General features: G+C 74.1%; 18 protein-coding genes and 1 pseudogene. 5 read left to right on the top strand and 14 right to left on the bottom strand.

Annotated elements, in window-relative coordinates:
- The first annotated feature begins 252 nt into the window (after positions 1-252).
- Positions 253-954 carry an SCO3374 family protein gene (locus ACGFYH_RS23470; RefSeq protein ID WP_393805111.1) on the top strand — a complete coding sequence of 234 codons (702 nt, stop codon included), beginning with the start codon at positions 253-255 and terminating at the stop codon, positions 952-954.
- On the opposite strand, the gene ACGFYH_RS23465 is transcribed toward ACGFYH_RS23470, so the two are convergent.
- The 10 genes and pseudogenes from ACGFYH_RS23465 to ACGFYH_RS23420 all read right to left on the bottom strand — a co-directional run.
- Positions 955-1,290 (bottom strand): Lsr2 family protein, encoded by a 336-nt coding sequence (locus ACGFYH_RS23465; RefSeq protein WP_271319599.1) that lies wholly within the window; start codon positions 1,288-1,290, stop codon positions 955-957. It abuts the gene before it with no gap.
- A 256-nt stretch (positions 1,291-1,546) separates the two neighbouring features.
- Entirely contained in the window at positions 1,547-2,056 is a 510-nt protein-coding gene (locus ACGFYH_RS23460) for an amino-acid N-acetyltransferase (RefSeq protein ID WP_393805110.1), read from the bottom strand.
- 9 nt (positions 2,057-2,065) lie between these two features.
- Positions 2,066-2,464 carry a BlaI/MecI/CopY family transcriptional regulator gene (locus ACGFYH_RS23455; RefSeq protein WP_393805151.1) on the bottom strand — a complete coding sequence of 133 codons (399 nt, stop codon included), beginning with the start codon at positions 2,462-2,464 and terminating at the stop codon, positions 2,066-2,068.
- Between the two features lie 152 nt (positions 2,465-2,616).
- Positions 2,617-2,796 carry a hypothetical protein gene (locus ACGFYH_RS23450; protein WP_393805109.1) on the bottom strand — a complete coding sequence of 60 codons (180 nt, stop codon included), beginning with the start codon at positions 2,794-2,796 and terminating at the stop codon, positions 2,617-2,619.
- A 23-nt stretch (positions 2,797-2,819) separates the two neighbouring features.
- Positions 2,820-3,503 (bottom strand): hypothetical protein, encoded by a 684-nt coding sequence (locus ACGFYH_RS23445; RefSeq protein WP_393805150.1) that lies wholly within the window; start codon positions 3,501-3,503, stop codon positions 2,820-2,822.
- A 494-nt stretch (positions 3,504-3,997) separates the two neighbouring features.
- Positions 3,998-4,795, bottom strand: a complete 798-nt coding sequence (locus tag ACGFYH_RS23440) for a type III pantothenate kinase (protein WP_393805108.1) — start codon at positions 4,793-4,795, stop codon at positions 3,998-4,000.
- 5 nt (positions 4,796-4,800) lie between these two features.
- Complete coding sequence (gene nadC / locus ACGFYH_RS23435) at positions 4,801-5,781, bottom strand: carboxylating nicotinate-nucleotide diphosphorylase (RefSeq protein WP_393805149.1); 981 nt, start codon at positions 5,779-5,781, stop codon at positions 4,801-4,803.
- Between the two features lie 5 nt (positions 5,782-5,786).
- Complete coding sequence (locus tag ACGFYH_RS23430) at positions 5,787-7,520, bottom strand: L-aspartate oxidase (RefSeq protein WP_393805107.1); 1,734 nt, start codon at positions 7,518-7,520, stop codon at positions 5,787-5,789.
- Positions 7,517-8,518, bottom strand: coding sequence for a pantoate--beta-alanine ligase (gene panC, locus ACGFYH_RS23425; RefSeq protein WP_393805106.1), 1,002 nt, complete (start codon positions 8,516-8,518; stop codon positions 7,517-7,519). The genes ACGFYH_RS23430 and panC overlap by 4 nt, the downstream gene beginning before the upstream one ends.
- A 284-nt stretch (positions 8,519-8,802) precedes the next feature.
- Positions 8,803-9,720, bottom strand: a pseudogene (locus tag ACGFYH_RS23420) (Rossmann-like and DUF2520 domain-containing protein); the annotation flags it as partial.
- A gap of 212 nt (positions 9,721-9,932) precedes the next feature.
- Between ACGFYH_RS23420 and ACGFYH_RS23415 the strand changes: the two are divergent.
- Positions 9,933-11,129 carry a threonine aldolase family protein gene (locus tag ACGFYH_RS23415; protein ID WP_393805105.1) on the top strand — a complete coding sequence of 399 codons (1,197 nt, stop codon included), beginning with the start codon at positions 9,933-9,935 and terminating at the stop codon, positions 11,127-11,129.
- 138 nt (positions 11,130-11,267) lie between these two features.
- Here ACGFYH_RS23415 and ACGFYH_RS23410 read toward each other — a convergent pair whose 3' ends face one another.
- Positions 11,268-11,942, bottom strand: coding sequence for a response regulator (locus ACGFYH_RS23410; protein WP_393805104.1), 675 nt, complete (start codon positions 11,940-11,942; stop codon positions 11,268-11,270).
- Positions 11,943-12,061: 119 nt separating this feature from the next.
- Positions 12,062-13,267 (bottom strand): sensor histidine kinase, encoded by a 1,206-nt coding sequence (locus ACGFYH_RS23405; protein WP_393805103.1) that lies wholly within the window; start codon positions 13,265-13,267, stop codon positions 12,062-12,064.
- 118 nt (positions 13,268-13,385) lie between these two features.
- Between ACGFYH_RS23405 and ACGFYH_RS23400 the strand changes: the two genes are divergently transcribed.
- The gene (locus tag ACGFYH_RS23400) at positions 13,386-14,528 is read left to right on the top strand and encodes an SAM-dependent methyltransferase (RefSeq protein WP_393805102.1); all 1,143 of its coding nucleotides are present in this window, start codon (positions 13,386-13,388) and stop codon (positions 14,526-14,528) included.
- On the opposite strand, the gene ACGFYH_RS23395 is transcribed toward ACGFYH_RS23400, so the two are convergent.
- Positions 14,493-15,644, bottom strand: a complete 1,152-nt coding sequence (locus ACGFYH_RS23395; protein WP_393805101.1) for an NADH-quinone oxidoreductase subunit D — start codon at positions 15,642-15,644, stop codon at positions 14,493-14,495. The genes ACGFYH_RS23400 and ACGFYH_RS23395 overlap by 36 nt on opposite strands.
- 31 nt (positions 15,645-15,675) lie before the next feature.
- On the opposite strand from ACGFYH_RS23395, the gene ACGFYH_RS23390 reads away from it, so the two are divergent.
- Positions 15,676-16,206, top strand: a complete 531-nt coding sequence (locus ACGFYH_RS23390; RefSeq protein ID WP_393805100.1) for a PH domain-containing protein — start codon at positions 15,676-15,678, stop codon at positions 16,204-16,206.
- A 395-nt stretch (positions 16,207-16,601) separates the two neighbouring features.
- Complete coding sequence (locus tag ACGFYH_RS23385; protein WP_393805148.1) at positions 16,602-17,876, top strand: PH domain-containing protein; 1,275 nt, start codon at positions 16,602-16,604, stop codon at positions 17,874-17,876.
- Between the two features lie 55 nt (positions 17,877-17,931).
- On the opposite strand, the gene ACGFYH_RS23380 is transcribed toward ACGFYH_RS23385, so the two are convergent.
- Complete coding sequence (locus tag ACGFYH_RS23380; RefSeq protein ID WP_393805099.1) at positions 17,932-19,254, bottom strand: hypothetical protein; 1,323 nt, start codon at positions 19,252-19,254, stop codon at positions 17,932-17,934.
- Positions 19,255-19,324: the final 70 nt, after the last annotated feature.

Genomic DNA, 19,324 nt, shown 5'->3' with positions numbered 1-19,324 from the left:
CCCCACTCGCCAGTACGCCGATGGCGAACGCGAGACGGCCCGATCTGCTTGTCGCCCCCTCCCACTAGGGATGTCTTACCCGCCGGGGCTGACACTCCATGCCGCGCGCACCGATTCCCTCCGCTACGGGCGAACAACCTTGCGCCTCCCCGCACCCCCGCACGCCCCCTCTTACCGGCCTTTTCGGGCACTCTGCGCACCCACGACGCCACCCAGCGTAACCCGGACGTACTTCCGACTGTTGCGCTTGGCATGCTTGGCGCCCCGCACCCGGTCCCCGTCGCTCCCCCGGCTCCCGTCGTGCCGTCGCCCCGCCGGCCCACCGGGAACGGCGGCTCGGCACGGGAGCGGACGCGGTGGTGGTACGAGAGCGTGCTCGGGTGGCCGACGGTGCCCGGGGAGCCGCTGCGGCTGCGCGCGGGCGTCCGCTTCGACGTCCTGGACGTCCCGGCCGGGGCCGGGCACGCGGCACTGCGACGGCTGGAGCCACCGCAGGGGCGGGAGCGGTCCGGGCGGCCCGGCCCGCTCCCGCCGCGGCCGGGCTTTCCGGTGGCCGTCCGGGGTGAGCGGATGCTGCTGCTCGTGGCGGCGGGCGGCGCGGAGGAACTGCCGGGGCTGCTGGAGTGGCTTGAGTGGGGCTCGCTGGCCCTCGATCTGACGGCGGTCGGAGCGGGCGGCCTCGTGGAGGCGCCCCGCGCCCCGGGACCCGGCTCGGCCGTCCCGTCGCCGCGTCCCCCGGACCGCGACGGCCCGCGGGGGGCCGCCGTCTGGCTGCGGCCCCCGGAGCCGGGACGCGAGGTCGAGTCCTCGCTGCCGGCGCTCTCCGCCCTCGGGGGTGCCGGGGCCGCCCTCGATCTCGCACGGTTGGTCCACACCCTGGCCACGCAGTGCCACCGCGTCCGGATCACCGCTTCCGGATCACCGCGGGTGCGCCCCGCGCCGCGGACCGGGTGATCAGCCGTTGGCCTGCTCGTACGCCTCACGGACCTTCGCGGGAACACGGCCGCGGTCGTTGACCTCGTAGCCGTTCTCCTTCGCCCAGGCGCGGATCGCCGCGGTGTCCTGGCTGCCACCGGAGGCGGCGCGGGCCTTGCCGCGTCCGCCCGAGGCACGGCCCCCGGTACGACGGCCACCCTTGAGGTACGGATCGAGCAGACCGCGGAGCTTGTCCGCGTTGGCGGTGGTGAGATCGATCTCGTAGGTCTTGCCGTCCAGCGCGAACGTCACGGTCTCGTCTGCCTCGCCGCCGTCGAGGTCATCGACAAGAAGGACCTGAACCTTCTGTGCCACCGGATTTCCTTTCATCGATAACGTGAGGGGCGGAGGTCCGCCGGCGTCCGCCGTATCGCCGTCCCTTGTTATATGCAGTACTGCAGTACGCCGGAAAGCAAACCGCTTTTGCCGGAAAAACACAAACCCCCGGCGGAGACCGGTAGCCCGCCCCAGGGCCGGAAACATGCGCGTATCGGACATAGGGAACCCGCGAAGGGTGCCTCGGTGGAATAAACCTGGCGAAGGGCTGCGGATGCCTACCGCCGTCCGGCGATCACAGATGCAGAAGCATCCGGCTGTTGCCCAAGGTGTTCGGTTTCACCCGTTCGAGACCCAGGAACTCCGCAACACCCTCGTCATAGGAACGCAGCAGCTCCGCGTACACATCGGTGTCGACCGGTGTCTCACCGATCTCCACGAACCCGTGCTTGCCGAAGAAGTCCACTTCGAAGGTCAGACAGAAAACGCGGCGAACACCGAGCCAGCGCGCCGTGTCCAGCAACTTCCCCAGCAACTGATGTCCGACGCCCGCGCCCTTCAGGCCGGGCTTCACCGCGAGAGTCCGCACTTCCGCGAGGTCTTCCCACATCACGTGCAGGGCGCCGCAGCCGACCACCTCTGCGTTGTCGTCCCGTTCCGCGACCCAGAACTCCTGGATGCTCTCGTAAAGCGTCACCATCGCTTTGTCGAGCAGGATGCGGTCACGGACGTACGCGTCGAGGAGCCGGCGTACGTCCTGGACATCCCTGGTGCGGGCCCGCCGGACGCTGATGGCATTTGGCATGGAGGGACGCTATCGCTCGCCGCCGTCCGGTACCGCGCCGGGGTTGGGGGCGGGGGTTTCCGGTCCTCGCACGATGCGGATGGCGTCTCCGAGTGCCTGGCGCTGTTCCTCGCTCATCATGCCGAAGAAGGCGATGAGGGCGGCGGCGGGGTTGTCGCTCTGCGACCAGGCGTCGTTCATGAGGGCGGCGGCGTAGGCGGCGCGAGTGGAGACCGCCTCATATCGATAGGCCCGGCCTTCCGACTCCCGGCGCACCCAGCCCTTCTGATGGAGATTGTCCAGAACGGTCATCACGGTGGTGTACGCGATGGACCGTTCCTGTTGCAGGTCTTCCAGGACTTCTCGAACGGTCACGAGGCGGTTCCACTTCCACACCCTCGTCATGACCGCGTCTTCGAGTTCTCCCAATGGGCGAGGCACGCTTCGAACGATAGTGGGAGATCCGAGCGAACGCGTGCCGGACGTGCCCTTCCGCTGGCAAACGGGCACAAAAGGGGCGTACGGCTCCGCAGGGGAGGGAGCCGTACGCGGGGCCGGTGCCGTGCCCTACGCGGGGCCGGTCAGGCCTCGGGGTGCGGGGACGCCTGCCGGGCGCCTTCCGCTCGCGCGAGGGCGGCGTCGACGACGGCGTCCTCCTTGGCCTTGTTGGCGCCGCCCTGGGTCTTCACGATCACCCTGATCAGGCCGACGAAGAACACGGCCATGACGGCCGGGGGCACGAGCGCGGAGACGTAGTCCATGGGACCAGGGTAGCCAGGCGCCGTCAGCCGGCGGCGAGGCGGTGCCGGGAGCCCGGGGCCGGCGGAGCGGGCGGCGCGGGCGGCGCGGGCTTGCGGCGGGGGAAGACCTCACCGGGAGTGGGGACGGGGCGTTTGGGCGTCGCCGGGGCGGGACGGGGGGCCGGGCTCGGGGCGGGCTTTCGCGCGGGTTCCTTGTCGGGCCGGCGGCCGCCGGGGACGGCGTGGAGGCGGGTACGCGCGGCGGGGACCGTCACCGTGGCCGGGGTGGCCGGGGTGGCCGAGGCGGCCGAGGCGGCCGGAGCGGCCGGAGCGGCCGGAGCGGCCGGAGCGGCCGGAGTGATCGAAGTGGCCGGGGCGGCCGGAGCGGCCGTCGCGGGCCCGCAGCGGGCCAGCAGCGCGGCCGCGGCGGGGTTGCCGCGCAGGGCGCCCAGGGCCGCGAGATCGTCCGCGCCGGGGCGGTGGCCGGCGCCCAGCGCCTCGTCCAGGAGCGCGAGGTAGCCGGTGGCGGTGCCGGGGAGGGCGGCGCGGTACCGGGCGAGGTCGGCCACCAGGAAGGCGCGCAGCCGGGCGCCCTCCCGCATCGCCTCGTCGAGCGACTCTGCGAGGCGGAGGCAGTCCTGGGTCTCCTGGGCGGAGACGGGGCTGGGGTTCAGGGCGAGGGCGAGGGCTCGCCGGAGCACGCGCAGCTCCTGAGCACCGAACGCCATGCCGCCGCGGGGTCCGTAGGGCGTGGGCATGCGGCGACGATACGCGCTAATCAGACAAACTCGGCATAGGGGGCGCGCGTGTGGCGCCGCCCCCACCCGGATGCGGGCGCACACCGCCCCGGCCGCGGGCGGTCGTGACCCACCCCGGCCGCAACATCACGCCGCCGGGCGGCACCGGTCGGCGACACCCCCCTCACTCGGGGGACAACGGGAGCGGGGAAGGCACCCCACAACACCGGGCCGCGGTGCCCACACCGCCCCGGCCGCAGGCAGTCCTGACCCACCCCGGCCGCAACATCACGCCGCCGGGCGGCACCGGTCGGCGACACCCCCCTCACTCGGGGGACAACGGGAGCGGGGAAGGCACCCCACAACACCGGGCCGCGCGTCCACCCGCCCGGCGCCCGACGCCGGGTGCCGGGTGCCGGGTGCCGGGAGCACCGGACCGCCGACCGCACCCACGCCGGAGGCCCCGGCCGGGAAGGCCGGGCCTCCTACATCCGGGCGACGTTCCGCTCGTACACCAGCCGCAGGCCCATCAGCGTCAGCCACGGCTCGTGCTCGTCGATCACCGAGGACTCCCCGAGCACCATCGGCGCGAGCCCACCCGTCGCGATGACCGTCACGTCGTCCGGGTCCTCGGCCAGCTCCCGCGCCATGCGGTTGACGACCCCGTCGACCTGCCCCGCGAAGCCGTACACGATGCCGGACTGCATCGCCTCGACCGTGTTCTTGCCGATCACGCTCCGCGGCCGGGCCACCTCGATCTTGCGCAGCTGGGCGCCCCTGACGCCCAGCGCCTCGACCGAGATCTCGATGCCGGGTGCGATGACCCCGCCGACGTACTCCCCGCGCGCGCTGACCGCGTCGAACGTCGTCGCGGTGCCGAAGTCCACGACGATCGCCGGACCGCCGTACAGCTCCACCGCGGCGACGGCGTTGATGATGCGGTCGGCGCCGACCTCCTTGGGGTGGTCGGTGAGGATCGGGACGCCCGTCTTGACGCCCGGTTCGACGAGGACCGCGGGGACGTCGCCGTAGTAGCGGCGGGTCACCTCGCGCAGTTCGTGCAGCACCGAGGGGACGGTCGCGCAGATGGCGATGCCGTCGATGCCGTCGCCCAGCTCGTCGCCGAGGAGCGGGTGCATGCCCATCAGGCCCTGGAGGAGGACCGCCAGCTCGTCGGCCGTACGGCGCGAGTCCGTGGAGATCCGCCAGTGCTCGACGATGTCCTCACCGTCGAAGAGGCCGAGGACGGTGTGCGTGTTGCCTACGTCGATCGTCAGCAGCATGGGTTCTACTCCGCCGCTCGCAGGTCGAGGCCGATGTCCAGGATCGGGGAGCTGTGGGTGAGGGCGCCCACGGCCAGGTAGTCGACGCCCGTGTCGGCGTACGCCTTGGCGTTGGCGAGGGTGAGGCGGCCCGAGGCCTCCAGCGCGGCGCGGCCGGCGACGAGGGCCACCGCCTCCTCGCACTCCTCGGGCGTGAAGTTGTCCAGCAGGATCAGGTCGGCACCGGCGTCCACGACCTCGCGCAGCTGGTGCAGGGTGTCGACCTCGACCTCGATGGGCAGGTCGGGGAAGCGTTCGCGCACCGCGTTGAAGGCCTCGGCGACGCCGCCGGCGGCGACCACGTGGTTGTCCTTGACGAGGGCCGCGTCCGAGAGGGACATGCGGTGGTTGACGCCGCCGCCGCAGCGGACCGCGAACTTCTCCAGGCCGCGCAGTCCGGGGGTGGTCTTGCGGGTGTCGCGGACCTTGGCCTTCGTGCCGTCCAGGACGTCCGCCCACGCGCGCGTGGCCGACGCGATGCCCGACATGCGGCACAGGAGGTTCAGCGCGCTGCGCTCCGCGGTGAGGATGTCGCGGGTGCGGGTGGTGACGGACAGGAGCCTGTGGCCCGCTTCCACGCGGTCGCCGTCCTCGACGTGGCGCTCCACCTCGAACTCGTCCGCGCAGACGACCGAAAGCACCGCCTCGGCGACCCGGAGGCCCGCAACGACGCCCGCCTCACGCGCGGTGAAGTCGGCCGTGGCCACGGCGTCCTCGGGGATGGTCGCGACCGTCGTCACGTCCACGCCGCCCGCCAGGTCCTCCTGGACGGCGACGTTCGCGATGTCCTCGACCTCCACGGGGTCGAGTCCTGAGTCGAGCAGGAGTGCCGCGAGCGCGGGGTCGAGGCCGCACTCCGTGTAGGCGTCTTCTTCGGTTTCCGCGCCACAGGCGCAGCCGTCGCCGCAGCCTCCGCCGGAGGCGAGGGGAAGGTCGGGGGTGTTCACTGCTGTCACTGCTCCTGGGGACGCTGCGTCGGCTCGGTGCCGTGGGTGGTCGGGGGGAAGTCTGGCGTGTCGGTGGTGTGCACGGCGAGGGTGCGGTCCGGGTTCAGGCGTACGACGATGTGGCGCCGCCACGTCGTGTCGTCGCGGTCCGCGTGGTCATCGCGCCAGTGGCAGCCGCGGGTCTCCTCGCGTCGGGCCGCCGCGGCCACCAGGACCCGGGCCACGCACAAGAGGTTGGTGGCCTCCCAGGTGTCGACGCCCGGCTCGGACGTCTTGCCGTTCTCGTGCAGGGCCTCGCGGGCCTCGGAGTGGAGGCGGTGCAGCCGGTCGTCCGCCCGGGTGAGGGAGCCGGCCGAGCGCAGGACGCCGGCGCCGTCGGTCATGATCCGCTGGATCGTGAGGCGGGCCTCGGGCGGGAGCAGGGGGTAGGCCGGACGGTCCGGGCACGGCAGCGGTGCGGGCACGCGCGCGTGGAGGGCGCCGTCCGCGTGGCCCGCCGCGATGTCGGCGGCGATGCGTTCGGCGTAGACCAGTCCCTCCAGGAGCGAGTTGGAGGCCAGGCGGTTGGCGCCGTGCACGCCGGTGCAGGCGACCTCGCCGCACGCGTACAGGCCGGGGACCGTGGTACGGCCGCGGGCGTCGGTGCGGACCCCGCCGGAGGCGTAGTGGGCGGCCGGGGCGACGGGGACCGGCTCGGTGACCGGGTCGATGCCGTGGGCGCGGCAGGCGGCGAGGATCGTGGGGAAGCGGTGCTCCCACATGTCGGCGCCGAAGTGCCGGGCGTCGAGGTACATGTGCTCGGCGTCCCGCTCCCGCATGCGCCGCATGATGCCCTTGGCGACGATGTCGCGGGGGGCGAGTTCGGCGAGTTCGTGCTGCCCGAGCATGAAGCGCACGCCGTCCGCGTCCACCAGGTGGGCGCCCTCCCCGCGTACCGCCTCGGAGACCAGGGGCTGCTGGCCCTCGGCGTCGGGGCCCAGGAAGAGGACCGTGGGGTGGAACTGCACGAACTCGAGATCGCTGACCTCGGCGCCCGCGCGGAGGGCGAGTGCGACGCCGTCGCCGGTCGAGACGGAGGGGTTGGTCGTCGCGGAGAAGACCTGGCCCATGCCGCCGGTCGCCAGGACCACCGCGGGGGCGTGGACGGCCCCCACGCCGTCGTGCTGGCCCTCGCCCATGACGTGCAGGGTCACACCGGCCGTACGGCCCTCGGCGTCCGTGAGGAGGTCCAGGACGAGGGCGTTCTCGACGGTGCGGAGCCCACGCGCGCGTACCGCCTCGACCAGGGCGCGGGAGATCTCGGCGCCGGTGGCGTCGCCGCCCGCGTGGGCGATGCGGCGGCGGTGGTGGCCGCCCTCGCGGGTGAGGGCCAGGCCGCCCTCGGCGGACTCGTCGAAGTGCGCGCCGGTCTCGATGAGGCGGCGTACGGCCGCGGGGCCCTCGGTGACCAGGATGCGCACCGCTTCCTCGTCGCACAGGCCCGCGCCGGCGACCAGGGTGTCGTCCAGGTGCTGTTCGGGGGTGTCGCCCTCGCCGAGGGCCGCGGCGACGCCGCCCTGCGCCCAGCGGGTGGAGCCGTCGTCGAGGCGGGCCTTGGTGACGACGACGGTCCGCAGGCCGGCGGCCTCGCAGCGCAGGGCCGCGGTGAGGCCGGCGACGCCGGAGCCGACGACCACCACGTCGGCGGCGATGGCCCAGCCGGGTGCGGGGGCGTGCAGTCGTATGCCTGTGCTGGTCACGAGGCGGCTCCGAAGGTGAGGTGGACGTTGTCGATCAGCCGGGTGGCGCCGACCCGGGCGGCGACGGCGAGGACGGCTTCGCCCGTGTGGTCGTCGCCGATCTCGGCGAAGTCGGACGGGTCGACCAGAGCGAGGTAGTCGAGTTCCAGCGGCGGGTCGGCACGTGCGGCGTCGTCCAGCACCAGGCGGGCGGCGGCCCGGACGGCGCCCGCACCGCCCGGGGCGGACGTGGCGACGGCGTGGGCGTCGGCCGCCGCGCGGGACTCGCCGAGCGCGCTGAGCGCCTCGGCGCGCTCCTGCGTGGCGGGTACTTCGCGGGCCCGCGCGCGCAGCGCCTCCTGGGCGGCGTGCCGGTCAAGGCCGGCGAAGAGCGCCTGGGAGAGCGCGAGGGCGGTACGGCGTTCCCGGGCCGAGAGGTAGCGGTTGCGGCTGGACAGGGCCAGGCCGTCCTCCTCGCGCACCGTGGGGACGCCGACGATCTCGACGCCGAAGTTCAGGTCGCGGACCATGCGGCGGATCAGTGCGAGCTGCTGGGCGTCCTTCTGGCCGTAGAGGGCGAGGTCCGGGCGGGTGAGGTGGAGCAGCTTGGCGACGACGGTGAGCATGCCGTCGAAGTGGCCGGGGCGGGAGGCGCCCTCCAGGAGCTCGCCCATGGGGCCTGCCGTGACGCGCACCTGGGGTTCGCCGCCCGGGTACACCTCGTCGACGGAGGGGGCGAAGACGGCGTCGGCGCCCGCCTGCCCGGCGATCTTCAGGTCGGCGTCCGGAGTGCGCGGGTACCGGTCGAGGTCTTCGCCGGCGCCGAACTGGAGCGGGTTCACGAAGACGGTGACGACCACCTCCCCGTCGGGGCCCGCCAGGTCGCGCGCCGTGCGGATCAGGGTGGCGTGGCCTTCGTGCAGGGCGCCCATGGTCATCACGACGGCCCGGCGCCCGTGCCGCACGCGCGCGTGCAGTTCGTCGGCGGTGCGCAGCAGGACGGGCGGGGTGGTGGTCATCGGGCGTCTCCCTCGGTGCCGTCGGGGTCGTCGGTGCCGTCGGTGCCGTCGGGGTCGTCGGTGCCGTCGGTGCCGTCGGGGTCGTCGGTGCCGGGGTCGTCGGTGCCGTCGGGGCCGGGACTTCCGTCGGTGCCGCCGGTGCCGGTGGTTCCGCCGGCACCGCCCGCTCCACCGCTCCCCGCCGGTCCGCCGTCCCCGCCGGTGCCGCCCGTACCACCGCTCCCCGCAGGTCCGCCGTCCCCGCCCGCTCCACCGGTCCCCGCCGGTCCGCCGTCCCCGCCGGTGCCGCCGGGCCCCGTGGCTCCGTCGGCCAGTACCCCGAGCAGGTCCTCGGCGAGTTCGGCCTTCAGCAGCCCGCGGTCCAGGGCGCGGTCGGCGGTCGCGCGGGCCATCGCCAGGTAGCCGGCGACGGCCTGTGGGGCGTGTTCGCGCAGCTCCTCGATGTGTGCGGCGACCGTGCCCGCGTCCCCGCGCGCGACGGGGCCGGTGAGGGCCCCGTCGCCGGAGCGCAGGGCGTTGTCGAGGGAGGCGCCGAGCAGCGGGCCGAGCATCCGGTCGGGGGCCGCCACGCCGGCCGTGCGCAGCAGTTCCATGGACTGGGCGACCAGGGTGATCAGGTGGTTGGAGCCCAGGGCGAGCGCGGCGTGGTACAGCGGACGCCTGTCCTCGGCGATCCACTCCGGCTCGCCGCCCATCTCGATGACCAGGGCCTCGGCGGCCAGCCGCAGCTCCTCGGGCGCGGTGACGCCGAAGGCGCAGCCGGCCAGGCGCTGGACGTCCACCGGGGTGCCGGTGAAGGTCATCGCCGGGTGCAGGGCCAGCGGCAGGGCGCCCGCGCGCAGGGCGGGGTCCAGGACCCTCGCGCCGTACCGTCCCGAGGTGTGGACGAGCAGCTGGCCCGGCCGCACCGCCCCGGTCCCGGCGAGCCCGGTCACCAGGCCGGGCAGCGCGTCGTCGGGGACGGTCAGCAGGACCAGCTCGGCGCGCTGGAGGACCTCGGCGGGCGTCATGAGCGGCACGTCGGGGAGCAGGGCCGCGGCACGCCTTCTGGAGGCGTCGGAGACCCCGGAGACGGCCACCGGGCGGTGCCCGGCGAGCTGGAGGGACGCGGCCAGCGCCGGGCCCACCCGTCCGGCGCCGACGACGCCTACGGTGAGCCGCGCGGGGCGGTCCTTGGGATCTGGCTGTGGGCTTGTGTTCACGCGACGGCGGCCTTCCCGTTCCAGTCCGCTCGGGGTACCGGACGATTTCTCGTCATGTTAACGCGATTGGTTCGGGCGCCGTCCGGTTGTCCACAGCCTGTGGGTTTCCGTGTGAAGGAGCGGCACACCCGCGCCCGCGCTTGTGGACATGTGTCGGAACGCGGGGGAAAACCCGGGTGCCCGCCCCGGCGCCCGCGCGGCATGATCTCCGCATGAGCGAAACGGCGGCACGCGGCGGTACGGCGGAACGAACGGAACCGGCCGGGGAGGAGGAACGGGAACGCCGCCGACGCCTTCGCGAACGACGCGTGGCCGTCCACCGCGACGTGCGGCGGGTGCTCGCCCGCCCGGGCTTCATCACGACCCTGCGGGAGCGCATCGCCCTGCTGGACGGAGCCGACGGGCTGTACGACCTCGACGCGCCGTCCGACATGTACGGCAACGGCATCGTGGAGGCCCTGGAGGAGAAGACCGCCGCCCTGCTCGGCACCGAGGCCGCCGCCTTCTTCCCGACCGGGACGATGGCCCAGCAGGTGGCCCTGCGCTGCTGGGCGGGCCGCACCGGCGACCCGGCCGTCGCGCTGCACGGGCTCGCTCATCCCGAGGTGCACGAGCGCGACGCCCTCAGCCGGGTGAGCGGGCTGCGCCCGGTACGGGTGACCAGCGAGCCCCGGCTGCCGACCGCCGACGAGGTGCGCGGCTTCGAGGAGCCGTTCGGTGCGCTGATGCTGGAACTGCCGCTCAGGGATGCCGGCTATCTGCTCCCCACCTGGGAGGAGCTCACCGACGTCGTCGAGGCGGCGCGGGAGCGCGACGCGGTGGTGCACTTCGACGGAGCCCGCCTGTGGGAGTGCACCGTGCACTTCGGCCGCCCCCTGGCCGAGATCGCGGGTCTGGCCGACAGCGTGTACGTGTCGTTCTACAAGTCCCTCAAGGGCTACGGCGGAGCCGCCCTGGCGGGCCCCCGGACGCTGGTCGAGGAGGCGAAGGCCTGGCGGCACCGGTACGGCGGCCAGCTCTTCCAGCAGTTCCCCACGGTGCTGTCGGCGCTGGCCGGGCTGGAGCGCGAGCTGCCCCGGCTGCCGGGGTACGTGGCCCACGCGCGTGTGGTGGCCGCCGCGCTGCGCGAGGGCTTCACCGCGGCCGGGCTGCCGTGGGCGCGGGTGCACCCCGAGGTGCCGCACACCCACGAGTTCCAGGTCTGGCTGCCCTGTGACGCCGACGCCGCGGGCGAGGCCGCGCTCCGGCAGGGCGAGGAGACCGGGACGATGCTCTTCTCCCGGCCCTGGGACCCGGCGGGGCCCGGGATCGCCGTCACCGAGGTGGGGGTGGAGGCGGCGGGCCTGGAGTGGACGGCCGACGACGTGAAGGCGGCGGTCGGCGAGTTCGCGGCCCGGCTGAAGCTCTGACCGGCCACGTGCGGGTGTACCGCAGCCCGCCCGGGTACACCACAGCCCGCCCGGGCGCACCGCAGCCTGTCCGCGTGCACCCCGCAGCCCGCCCGGGCGCACCACAGCCCGCCCGGGTACACCACAGCCCGTCCGGCGTCAGCCCTTACCGCCGCCGGCCCGCACCAGCCCGGTCTCGTAGGCCAGGACCACGACCTGTACGCGGTCACGCAGGCCCAGCTTGGTCAGGATGCGGCCCACGTGTGTCTTCACCGTCGCCTCCGACAGCACGAGCCGCGCCGCGATCTCCCCGTTGGACAGGCCTTGCGCCACCAGCAGCATCACCTCGCGCTCCCGCTCGGTGAGCCGCTGGAGCTCCTTGTGCCCGGCCTCCTGGCCGGTGGTCGGCAGCATCGGCGCGAACCGGTCCAGGAGCCGGCGCGTGGTCGAGGGCGCGACCACCGCGTCACCGCTGTGCACGGAGCGGATGGCGGCGAGCAGCTCGCCGGGCGGTACGTCCTTGAGCATGAAGCCGGAGGCACCCGCCTTCAGCGCCGAGAAGGCGTACTCGTCGAGGTCGAAGGTGGTCAGGATCAGCACCTTCGGCGCGTTCGGGGCCACGCAGATCCGGCTGGTGGTCTCCACGCCGTCGAGCTTGGGCATGCGGACGTCCATCAGGACGACGTCCACAGCCGTCGAGCGCAGCACCTGGAGGGCCTCGACGCCGTCGCCCGCCTCCGCGACGACCTCCATGTCCGGCTGGGCCGCCAGCACCATCCGGAACCCGGTGCGCAGCAGCACCTGGTCGTCGACGAGCATTACGCGGATCGCCATCGGGGCCTCTTCCGTTCTCCGGCAGCCCAGGTCTGCCGGCTTGTTCCGCCGGTTCTTCTTCCGGCTCGTCTTCCGGATGTGACAGGTGTCAACGCCGTACACGCGTACGGCCGCGCATGTCAGTGTGCGGGTTTGAGCGGCAGCAGCGCACTGACGCGGAATCCTCCGCCCGGACGCGGGCCCGCGTCCAGCGTTCCGCCGACCATGCCGATCCGCTCGCGCATGCCGATCAGGCCGTGGCCCTGGCCGTCGAAGCCGCCCTCCTCGTACAGCTCGTGCGGGGCGCCCTTGCCGTCGTCCTCGACGAGCAGTCCGAGGCCGTCGTCGAAGTAGACGAGGCGCACGCTCGCGCCCGCGTCGGCGCCGCCGTGCTTGCGCGTGTTGGTCAGCGCCTCCTGCACGATGCGGTACGCGGTCAGTTCCACCCCGCTGGGCAGCTGCCGGGGGGTGCCCTCGACCTTGAAGTCGACGGGCAGCCCGGAGGTCCTGCACTGCTCGACGAGGTCCTCGATCTGCTGGACGTCGGGCTGCGGGACGTACTCGCCGGCCTCCTCGTGCTCGCCGGTGCGCAGCACGCCGAGCAGACGGCGCATCTCCGCGAGCGCCTGACGGCCGGTGGAGGAGATGGTCTCCAGGGCCTTCTTCGCCTGATCCGGAGCCGCGTCCAGGACGTAGGCGGCGCCGTCGGCCTGCACCACCATGACGGAGACGTTGTGGGCGACGACGTCGTGCAGTTCGCGCGCGATCCGGGCGCGCTCGGCGGCGACCGCGACCTTGGCCTGTGCCTCGCGCTCCTTCTCCAGCCGGGTCGCGCGCTCCTCCAACTGCGCGAAGTAGGCGCGGCGGGTGCGGACGGAGTCACCGAGCACCCAGGCGAGGGCGAAGGGGACCGCCTGGAACACCGTCACGGCGATGGTGGTCCCGATGCCCGTTTCGCCGCCGGACCAGCGCAGCTGGGCGAGGGGCGCCGCGCACAGGCCCGCGGCCAGCGCGGTGCGGGAGGCCCAGCGGGCGCCGGTCGCGGCCACGGTGTAGATGATGACCAGGAAGGCGAAGTCGGCGGGCATCGTCGAGACGTCGAGCGCCAGTTGCCCCACGCCGAGCGCGACGGCGAGCAGCAGCATCCTCTCCGGCGTCCGCTGGCGCAGCGCGATCACGACGCTGAGCAGCACCACGAAGGGGAGGATCAGCGCCAGGTCGTCCGTCCCGTCCGCCCGGGTCCCCGGGGCCGCCGCAGAGACCACGGAGATCCCGAGCACGACGAGGGCCCAGAAACAGTCGACCCCGGTCGGGTGTCTGCGGAGGAAATCGTAGAGGCGCTGCACGTAACCCAGCGTAGGGAAGTGGAATAGGTGCAGGGGTCAACCGGAGGGCCGATCCGTATCCCCCGCGCGTACTCCGCAAGGTGGAGGCTCCGTTCTCCTGTGCCCCTAGCCTGGGCTTGTGACACCAGGGACACCAGGGACACCAGAGACGGCAGGGGCGCCAGGGCCAGGCGGAGCTCCGGAGGCGACAGGGCCTGACGGGGGTCCGGAGACGCATGAGGAATGGCGGGGATGGCGCGAGGCCACGCGGGACGCCCTCTACGGACCACAGGGGTTCTACCGTGCGGGTCCCGGGGGTCCGGCGGGGCACTTCCGCACGTCCGTGCACGCTTCGCCGCTGTTCGCCGGGGCCGTGGCGCGGCTGCTGTGCCGGGTCGACGAGGCGCTGGGACGGCCCGGTTCGCTGGACTTCGTGGACATGGCGGCCGGGCGGGGCGAGCTGGTCACCGGGGTGCTGGCGGCCCTGCCCGCCGACGTGGCCGTCCGCACGCGCGCGTACGCCGTCGAGGTCGTCGGCCGCCCCGAGGGGCTCGACCGCCGGGTCCGATGGCGCCCGGAGCCGCCGGAGGGCGTCACCGGGCTGCTGTTCGCCAACGAGTGGCTGGACAACGTACCGGTGGAGGCGGCGGAGGTGGACGCCGCGGGGGTGGCACGGCGGGTGCTCGTCCGGGACGACGGGACCGAGCGGCTCGGGGAGCCGCTGACCGGCACGGCGGCCGAGTGGCTGGCCCGGTGGTGGCCGCTGGCCGGCGAGGAGGGGCTGCGGGCGGAGATCGGGCTTCCCCGCGACGATGCCTGGGCCTCCGCCGTGTCGGCGCTGGACGGCGGTCTCGCGGTGGCCGCCGACTACGCGCACACGGCGGCCGCCCGCCCGCCTTTCGGGACGCTCACCGGCTTCCGGGAGGGACGGGAGACCCGCCCGGTGCCGGACGGTTCGTGCGACATCACCGCCCATGTCGCGCTGGACGCGTGTGCGGCCGCCCCCGCCGCGAGGTGCGCGCCGGGGTGCACGCCCCCCGATGCGCTGATGCGCCCCCAGCGCGAAGCCCTGCACGCTCTCGGTGTCACCGGCGCACGCCCCCCGCTCGCGCTGGCCGCCACCGATCCGGCGGCCTACGTGCGGGCCCTCGCGAGCGCCTCCCAGGCCGCCGAGCTGACCGCGCCGGGCGGTCTCGGCGACTTCGGGTGGCTGCTCCAGCCGGTGGGGCCCCTCGACGCCGCCGCGCTACTTGTCGATGTCCCCGACCACGAAGAACAGTGACCCCAGGATCGCCACCATGTCCGCGACCAGCGTCCCGGGCAGCAGGTCCGCCAGTGCCTGGATGTTGTTGTACGACGCCGAGCGCAGCTTCAGCCGGTACGGGGTCTTCTCGCCCTTGCTGACCAGGTAGTAGCCGTTGATGCCGAGCGGGTTCTCGGTCCAGGCGTACGTGTGGCCCTCGGGCGCCTTCAGCACCTTCGGCAGCCGTTGGTTGACCGGTCCGGGCTCCAGTCCGGCCAGGCGGTCCAGACAGGCGTCGGCAAGCGCGAGGGCGTTGTGCGTCTGTTCGAGGAGGCACTCGAAGCGCGCCAGGCAGTCGCCCTCGGTGCGCGTGACGACCTTCAGGGTGTCCTGGAGTTCGCCGTAGGCGAGGTACGGCTCGTCGCGGCGCAGGTCGAAGTCGACACCCGAGGCGCGCGCGATCGGGCCGCTGACGCCGTAGGAGTGCACGGCCTGCGGAGACAGGGTCCCCACGCCCCGCGTACGCCCCCGGAAGATCTCGTTGCCGAGCACCAGGTCGTCGAAGACGTCCATGCGCGAACGCACGGCGGCGACGGCGGCACGCGCGCGCGTGCTCCAGCCCGCGGGCAGGTCCTCCTTGAGGCCGCCGACACGGTTGAACATGTAGTGCATGCGCCCGCCGGAGACCTCCTCCATCACGTTCTGGAGGACCTCCCGTTCCCGGAAGGCGTAGAAGACCGGAGTGATGCCGCCCAGCTCCAGGGGGTACGACCCCAGGAACATCAGGTGGTTGAGCACGCGGTTCAGTTCCGCGAGGAGCGTTCGCGTCCACACCGCGCGCGTGGGGACCTCCATGCCGAGCATCCGCTCGACGGCGAGGACGACGCCCAGCTCGTTGGAGAACGCCGACAGCCAGTCGTGGCGGTTGGCGAGCATGATGATCTGACGGTAGTCACGGGCTTCGAACAGCTTCTCCGCCCCGCGGTGCATGTAGCCGATCACCGGTTCCGCGCTCGTGATGCGCTCGCCGTCCAGGAGCAGCTTGAGCCGCAGCACGCCGTGCGTGGACGGGTGCTGGGGCCCGATGTTGAGCACCATGTCGGTGCTCTCCGCGGCACCGCCGATACCGACCGTGGTCTCCGTCGTGGGAGTCATGAACCCAGTCTCCCCTACGTACGCTGGCCCCATGGAGACGGGGAGCCCTGACGACGCGGGCACGGCGTGGGCGACGCAGGCGGCGGATCCGGCGCGGGACGAGCCGGTGTGGACCGGCCTGCCACCGGGGCTGCTGCGCATGCGGCGGCTGTTGCTGGTGGTGTGGCTGGGTCTGCTGACGCTCGCCGCGGGCGTGCTGCCCCCACTGTTCCTCGACCCCCTGTGGGCCGCCCTGGCACTGCTGCCACTGGCCCTGCTGGGCTGGGGCTGGGTGATGCTGGGGCGCAACTGGCGCTCCTGGCGGTACGCCGAGCGCGCCGACGACCTGCTGATCAGCCGGGGCGTGCTGTGGCGGGAGGAGACCGTCGTCCCGTACGGGCGCATGCAGCTGGTCGAGGTGACCTCGGGGCCGGTCGAACGGCGCTTCGGCCTGGCCAGCGTGCAGTTGCACACGGCCGCCGCCGCGACCGACGCGACCATCCCCGGCCTCGACCCGGCCGAGGCGGAACGCCTGCGCGACCACCTCACCGAGCTGGGCGAGGCCCGATCGGCGGGGCTGTGACGGGGCCCGGGGCAGAGAACGGCACGACGGGGCCCGGGGCGGAGGAGGACACCACGAAGCCAGAGGCCGAGGAGGACACCACGAGGCCAGGGGGCGGCGTGCGCGGGCCGGAGGGCGGTGCCACGGAGGCCTTCCCGGCGGACCGGACGGACGCTGCCGGAACCGGTGCCGCGAACGGGGACGGTGTGCCGAGGAAGCCGGAGCGCGACACGGCCGGAGATCCGGGCCGCGCGACGGGGCCGGTCCCCCGCACGCCGTTCCCCGCGCCCGATGCCACGGGGAACGCCCGCGACACCACCGGCGCGGACGCCGGAGGGACGGCGCCGGAGGACGGCACGGCCGGGCCCCCGGGCACCGGTGCGCCCCCGCCCGCGGACGAGGTCGTCGAGCGGCGGCTGCATCCCGTCACGCCCCTGCGGCGGGCGTGGGCGCCGGTCGCCGTGCTCGTCGGCTGGGCCGTGCACGATCCCGACCAGGCACAGCGCCAGCTGACCCGGCTCACCACGGCCCACCTGCTGATCGGCCTCGCCGTGCTGATCCCGGCCGCCGCCCTGTACGGCTTTCTGACCTGGTGGTTCACCCACTACTCGGTGACCGGAACCGAGCTGCGCATCCGTACCGGGCTGCTGTTCAGACGCACCGCGCACATCCGCCTCGAACGCATCCAGGCCATCGACGTCACCCAGCCGCTGCTGGCCCGGGTCGCGGGCGTCGCCAAGCTCAAACTCGACGTCATAGGCACCGGCAAGAAGGACGAGCTGGCCTTCCTGGGCGCCGCCGAGGCGCGTGCGCTGCGGGCCGGGCTGCTCGCGCGCGCGGCCGGCTTCGCGCCCGAGACCGCGCACGAGGTCGGCGAGGCCCCCGCCCGGCAGCTGCTGCGGGTGCCGCCCGGCGTCCTCGCCGTCTCGCTGCTGCTGACCGGGGCCACCTGGGGCACGCTGCTCGCCGCCGTCGTCGTGCCGACGCTGCTGTGGCTGGCCACCCACAACCTGTGGACGGTGCTGGCGACCGCCGTCCCCCTGGTGGGTGCCGCGGGCGCGAGCAGCGCGGGCCGGTTCGTCGGGGAGTACGACTGGACGGTGGCCGAGTCCCCGGACGGGCTGCGCATCGATCACGGCCTGCTGGACCGTGCCCACGAGACGGTGCCGCCGGGCCGGGTGCAGACCGTGCGGATCGTGGAGCCGCTGCTGTGGCGGCGGCGCGGCTGGGTGCGGGTGGAGCTGGACGTGGCCGGGTCGTCGAACTCCGTACTGCTGCCGGTCGCCCCGCGGGAGATCGCCGAGTCCGTCGTCGCGCGGGTGCTGCCCGGGGTGACCGTGCCGGCGGGCCCTGAGCTGTCGCGCCCGCCGCGGCGGGCGGCGCGGTGCAGGCCCCTGTGGTGGCGCGGCCACGGACTCGCCGTCACCGACGCGGTCTTCGCCGCCCGGTACGGACTGCTGCGCCGCAGCCTGGCGCTCGTGCCGCACGCCAAGGTCCAGAGCGTCCGCCTGACGCAAGGCCCCTGGCGGCGCGCCCTGGGGCTGGCCGACGTACACGTGGACACGGGGGCGAACAAGACCGTGACCGCGCGGCTGCGGGACGCCGGCGAGGCGGCGGAGCTGCTGCGGAGCCAGGCGGAACGGTCCCGGACCGGGCGCCGGGACGCGCTCCCGGACCGGTGGATGGTCTGAGGCCCGGCCCGGCCCGGCCCGGCCTGGCCCCGCCCCACCCGGCCGCGGTCCGCGGTCAGGAGACCGCGCTGCGCAGTCCCTGTACGTCGATCCGCTCGGTTTCGTCGTGGGCCGTCAGGTCGATCACCTGACCCACCCCCCGGGACTCCTCGCCGGCCGGCTTGAAGGCCACCTCGGCCTCGGCCTTGTGCAGGGCGAGCGCCTCCTGGCCGACCACGTCGGCGAGGTCCTCGTTCTGGACGGTCTCCAGAGCGGCGTCGGACGAGGCGGCACCGTCCGCCGCGTCCTCGGGGGCCTTGGTGCCGAAGAAGTCGAAGCCGCCCTCGACCCTGGGACGCCGCGCCGGAGTCTCCGGTACGACGGCCACCGCGGTCGGCACCGTGAAGTGCCCCGCGCCCCGCCGGGTGGGCTGCGCGGACTGGGTGGGCTGCGCGGGCCGCTCGTCGGACTGGGGCGTCGGGGAGGCGGCGGCGGTGCGCTCGTGGCCGTCGGCCGCCTCGGGCCGCCCCTGCGTCTCGTCCTCCCGCGCCGCCCCGTCCTCCCGCGCCGCCCCGGCCGCCGCCGCGCTCTCGCCGCCGCCGCTTCCGCCGCCGTCCCCGTCGTCGTCGGAGGCGGAGTCGGAGTCGCCGGTGACTTGGGGGGCGTCGGAGCCGCCCGAAGCACCGGAGACTTGGGGGGCGTCGGGGACGTCGGAGCCGCCGGGGGCGTCGGTCCGGTCGCCACCGTCCGGGCCGGTGGGCGGGTCGTCGTCGAAGCGGGCCAGTGCCGCGTTCGCGCGCAGGAACAGCCGGGAACCCTCGGGCGAGAACACCGCGGGAGCCTCTCCGGCGGTCCGGCCCTCCTCGCTCGTCGCCTCGTCCTCGGGCGCCGCCGTCTCCTCGGCCGGGGCGGGCCGTGCCGCCGGCAGCGCGGGCGCCTGCGGCACGCCCTCTATCTCGAGCAGGCGGCGGCCCTCCAGCGCGCTGGCCCGCTCGGTCTCCGCGGTGGCGTAGCGGCGCAGCAGCGAGGCGTGCTCGTTGCGCAGCCCCGCCAGCTCGGTGCGCTTGGCCCGCAGCCGGTGCTCCAGCTTCTGCCGCAGCTCGCGCGACTCCTCCAGGTCGGACTCCAGTTCGGCGACCCGTTCCTCGAAACGCCACTCGTCGCTCGCACGCGCGCGCGTGAGGTCGGCGACCCGCCGGCCCGCCTGCGTGTCCCAGTGCCGCATGACGACCGCGCCGACCACGGCCGTCACCGCGGCGGCCGCGGCCAGTACGCGCAGGATCACGGTCTCGCTGAACAACCAGGGGCCGAGGGCGCAGACGACGGAGACGCCTGCGATCGCCGACGGAGGAAGCAGCCGGTGCAGAGGCGGGGAATGACGGTGACGTCCACGTGGCATGGCCAGAAACTTACCGCGCGTAGGCGATTCTTGGCGCCCCGCCCCGTAAAAACACGCCCATCTCCGACGT

Source organism: Streptomyces sp. NPDC048392 (assembly GCF_043200575.1).
Classification (GTDB): domain Bacteria; phylum Actinomycetota; class Actinomycetes; order Streptomycetales; family Streptomycetaceae; genus Streptomyces.
Note: the sequence above shows the minus strand (reverse complement) of the source record. Positions and strands in the feature narration are given on the sequence as shown.

Bases quoted from the DNA above. Each gene is read 5' to 3' on its own strand.
- ACGFYH_RS23470 (WP_393805111.1), top strand. From the start codon at position 253: ATGCTTGGCGCCCCGCACCCGGTCCCCGTCGCTCCCCCGGCTCCCGTC.
- ACGFYH_RS23460 (WP_393805110.1), bottom strand. From the start codon at position 2,056: ATGCCAAATGCCATCAGCGTCCGGCGGGCCCGCACCAGGGATGTCCAG.
- ACGFYH_RS23450 (WP_393805109.1), bottom strand. From the start codon at position 2,796: ATGGACTACGTCTCCGCGCTCGTGCCCCCGGCCGTCATGGCCGTGTTC.
- ACGFYH_RS23445 (WP_393805150.1), bottom strand. From the start codon at position 3,503: ATGGCGTTCGGTGCTCAGGAGCTGCGCGTGCTCCGGCGAGCCCTCGCC.
- ACGFYH_RS23440 (WP_393805108.1), bottom strand. From the start codon at position 4,795: ATGCTGCTGACGATCGACGTAGGCAACACGCACACCGTCCTCGGCCTC.
- panC (WP_393805106.1), bottom strand. From the start codon at position 8,518: ATGACCACCACCCCGCCCGTCCTGCTGCGCACCGCCGACGAACTGCAC.
- ACGFYH_RS23415 (WP_393805105.1), top strand. From the start codon at position 9,933: ATGAGCGAAACGGCGGCACGCGGCGGTACGGCGGAACGAACGGAACCG.
- ACGFYH_RS23410 (WP_393805104.1), bottom strand. From the start codon at position 11,942: ATGGCGATCCGCGTAATGCTCGTCGACGACCAGGTGCTGCTGCGCACC.
- ACGFYH_RS23395 (WP_393805101.1), bottom strand. From the start codon at position 15,644: ATGACTCCCACGACGGAGACCACGGTCGGTATCGGCGGTGCCGCGGAG.
- ACGFYH_RS23390 (WP_393805100.1), top strand. From the start codon at position 15,676: ATGGAGACGGGGAGCCCTGACGACGCGGGCACGGCGTGGGCGACGCAG.
- ACGFYH_RS23380 (WP_393805099.1), bottom strand. From the start codon at position 19,254: ATGCCACGTGGACGTCACCGTCATTCCCCGCCTCTGCACCGGCTGCTT.